General features: G+C 63.5%; 1 protein-coding gene and 1 pseudogene. Both read left to right on the top strand.

Annotation, left to right across the window (positions count from 1 at the left end; translation table 11 throughout):
* Positions 1–186 (top strand): annotated as a pseudogene (locus ACX3OW_RS21640) (sulfite exporter TauE/SafE family protein); the annotation flags it as partial.
* A partial coding sequence (locus tag ACX3OW_RS21635; RefSeq protein WP_459097859.1) for a TIGR02186 family protein occupies positions 183–529 on the top strand: 347 nt, incomplete at its 3' end. The pseudogene ACX3OW_RS21640 and the gene ACX3OW_RS21635, both read left to right, overlap by 4 nt.

The raw sequence follows: 529 nt of genomic DNA, 5'->3' as shown, positions 1-529 counted from the left end.
TGCCTGATGGTGGGCGGCACCGTCGGCGCCCAGTTCGGCGCCTCGGCCGGCAAATATCTGCGCGGTGAACAATTGCGGGGCCTGTTGGCCTTGCTGGTGCTGGCTGTCGCCATCCGCTTCGGCCTGACCCTGGTGCTGGCGCCGAGCGATCCGTTCAGCATGGCGGTGCTGGGGATCAGCCGATGATCCGGTGTTTTGTTCTGCTGCTCGCGCTGCTGTTTACCGTGCCGGCCCAGGCCGAGCGGCTGGTGTCGCAGCTGTCCAACGACAATGTCGAAATCACCTCGAGCTTTGATGGCGAGCGGATGACGTTCTTCGGCACCATCGCCCCCGATGCCGGCTCCGAGCAGAAATTCGTGCAGGGGCCGTTCCATGTCGTGGTGGTGGTGGTGGGCCCGACGCAGAACCGCGTCGCCCGCCAGATGACCAATAATTTCGGCGCCTGGATCAACACCGATCAGGTCGAGTTCCGCAATTTCCCAAGCTATTTCCACGTGCTGTCGAGCAGCCGGCTGACCGACATCACCGA

It is taken from the genome of Devosia sp. A449 (assembly GCF_054489375.1).
This window is presented reverse-complemented; position numbering and strand designations above follow the sequence as displayed.